The sequence below is a fragment of the Pseudomonas sp. P5_A2_2 genome, assembly GCF_054177685.1.
Genome location: NZ_JBGCUL010000646.1, coordinates 1 through 2,583, shown reverse-complemented (window position 1 = coordinate 2,583; position 2,583 = coordinate 1). Strand labels below are relative to the sequence as shown.

Below are 2,583 nucleotides of genomic sequence, written 5' to 3'. Positions count from 1 at the left end.
CCCCATACCTGTGGGAGCGAGCTTGCTCGCGATGAGGCCGTCACATTCAACCTTTATGTTGGCTGTGATTGCGCTATCGCGAGCAAGCTCGCTCCCACATTAAGATCTTCCGGAGTTTTCCATGACGGCCCACGCCGACCTTTCGCCGACCCTCCAACTCGCCATCGACCTGATCCGCCGTCCGTCCGTGACGCCGATCGACGCCGATTGCCAGAAGCAGATGATGCAGCGCCTGGGCGATGCCGGTTTCACCCTGGAACCGATGCGCATCGAAGATGTGGATAACTTCTGGGCCACCCACGGCCAGGACGACGGTCCGGTGCTGTGCTTCGCCGGCCACACCGACGTGGTCCCGACCGGTCCGGTGTCGGCCTGGCAGATCGAGCCGTTCAACGCGCTGATCGACGAACACGGCATGCTCTGCGGCCGTGGCGCCGCCGACATGAAAGGCAGCCTCGCCGCCATGACCGTCGCGTCCGAGCGTTTTGTCGCCGACTACCCGAATCACAAGGGCAAAGTCGCGTTTCTGATCACCAGCGACGAAGAAGGCCCGGCGCACCACGGCACCAAGGCCGTGGTTGAACGCCTGGCCGCGCGCAAGGAGCGTCTGGACTGGTGCATCGTCGGCGAACCGTCGAGCACCACCCTGGTGGGTGACGTGGTCAAGAACGGCCGTCGCGGCTCCCTCGGCGCCAAGCTGACCGTGCGCGGTGTACAAGGCCACGTGGCTTACCCGCACCTGGCGAAGAACCCGATCCACCTCGCCGCCCCGGCCCTGGCGGAACTTGCCGCCGAGCACTGGGACCACGGTAACGATTTCTTCCCGCCGACCAGTTTCCAGATTTCCAACGTCAACTCCGGCACCGGTGCGACCAACGTGATCCCGGGTGATCTGGTGGCGGTGTTCAACTTCCGTTTCTCCACCGAGTCCACCGTCGAAGGCCTGCAAAAGCGCGTCGCCGACATCCTCGACAAGCATGGCCTGGACTGGCACATCGACTGGGCGCTGTCCGGCCTGCCATTCCTCACCGAACCGGGCGCGCTGCTCGACGCGGTATCGGCGAGCATCAAGGACATCACCGGTCGCGAAACCAAGGCGTCCACCAGCGGTGGCACCTCAGACGGGCGCTTCATCGCAACCATGGGCACCCAAGTGGTTGAGCTGGGCCCGGTCAACGCGACCATCCACCAGGTCAACGAGCGCGTGCTGGCCGCCGATCTCGACGTGCTTACCGAAATCTACTACCAGACCCTGATCAAGTTGCTCGCCTGATGCTGGCGTGTCCGATCTGCAGTGAACCGCTGAACGCGGTGGAAAACGGCGTGGCCTGCCCAGCCGGGCATCGTTTCGACCGTGCGCGCCAGGGTTATTTGAACTTGCTACCGGTGCAACACAAGAACAGTCGCGACCCTGGGGATAACCAGGCGATGGTCGAAGCCCGCCGCGACTTTTTGAACGCCGGGCACTACGCCCCGGTGGCCAAGCGTCTGGCGGAGCTGGCTGCCAGTTATGCACCGCAGCACTGGCTGGACATCGGTTGTGGCGAGGGTTACTACACCGCGCAAATCGCCGAGGCTTTGCCAGATGCCGAAGGTTATGCCTTGGACATCTCCCGCGAAGCGGTCAAACGCGCCTGCAAACGCAACCCGAAGCTCACCTGGTTGATCGCCAGCATGGCGCGGGTGCCGTTGGCTTCCGGCAGTTGCCAGTTCCTGGCCAGTGTCTTCAGCCCGCTGGATTGGGAAGAAGCCAAGCGCCTGCTCAGTGTTGGCGGCGGCCTGATGAAAGTCGGGCCAACCAGCGGCCACCTGATGGAACTGCGTGAACGGCTGTATGACGAAGTCCGCGAGTACATTGACGACAAGCATCTGGACCTGGTGCCGGAAGGCATGGCATTGGCGCACAGCGAGACGCTGACGTTCAAGCTGACGCTGGACAAGCCGCAGGACCGTGCCAACCTGCTAGCGATGACGCCCCACGGCTGGCGTGCCAGTGCCGAGCGCCGGACAGCGGTTATCGAACAGGCCGAGCCGTTCGAGACCACCGTATCAATGCGCTACGATTATTTCGTTCTTCAATAACTTTTGGTTCCGGGCGAGTGCCCGAGACCGGCTAAATCCGCGAATGGATTTTTCAGACCCGCAGTGAGGACATCCATGCGCCAACCCGATATCGAGATTTACCTGAAAGACGCCGACGTCGACCACAAAGCCATTTCCGCTTGGCTCGGTGCGGCATTGGGCCCGTGCACGGATTGGGTCCAGAAGGGCCAGACCTACAAGTGCAAGGCTGGCAACGTGCCGGTGACCTGGTTGCCAAAAGCCGTCGGTAAATGGAACAGCCTGTATCTGGAAAGTGACCAGACCCCATGGGACGACGACATCGCCTGCGCCCGCGCCGCGTTTGCCGCGCTGAACGTCGAAGTGCGTTGCGCGCCGGGCACCTGGGTCGAGGAGGAAGGTGAGGAGACGGCGGATCGCTGGATTCGCATCAGCGCCGATGGTGAAGAAGAAATCACCTGGAAAACCGCGTAATAGCCTACACACCAAACCTGTGGGAGCGAGCTTGCTCGCGATGAGGTC

Annotated in this window: 3 protein-coding genes; all 3 read left to right on the top strand. The window is 62.5% G+C overall.

What is annotated here, in order from left to right; translation table 11 throughout:
- Positions 1 to 121 precede the first annotated feature (121 nt).
- A complete protein-coding gene (gene dapE / locus ACXRVY_RS23625; protein ID WP_223458356.1) occupies positions 122 to 1,273 on the top strand; it encodes a succinyl-diaminopimelate desuccinylase in 1,152 nt (383 codons plus the stop codon).
- Positions 1,273 to 2,082, top strand: a complete 810-nt coding sequence (locus ACXRVY_RS23620) for a putative RNA methyltransferase (protein WP_223458354.1) — start codon at positions 1,273 to 1,275, stop codon at positions 2,080 to 2,082. The genes dapE and ACXRVY_RS23620 overlap by 1 nt, the downstream gene beginning before the upstream one ends.
- Before the next feature lie 75 nt (positions 2,083 to 2,157).
- Positions 2,158 to 2,535 (top strand): hypothetical protein, encoded by a 378-nt coding sequence (locus ACXRVY_RS23615; protein WP_046041100.1) that lies wholly within the window; start codon positions 2,158 to 2,160, stop codon positions 2,533 to 2,535.
- Positions 2,536 to 2,583: the final 48 nt, after the last annotated feature.

What these genes read in the sequence shown, in the direction of transcription:
- dapE (WP_223458356.1), top strand. Translation starts at nt 122, where the DNA reads ATGACGGCCCACGCCGACCTTTCGCCGACCCTCCAACTCGCCATCGAC.
- ACXRVY_RS23620 (WP_223458354.1), top strand. Translation starts at nt 1,273, where the DNA reads ATGCTGGCGTGTCCGATCTGCAGTGAACCGCTGAACGCGGTGGAAAAC.
- ACXRVY_RS23615 (WP_046041100.1), top strand. Translation starts at nt 2,158, where the DNA reads ATGCGCCAACCCGATATCGAGATTTACCTGAAAGACGCCGACGTCGAC.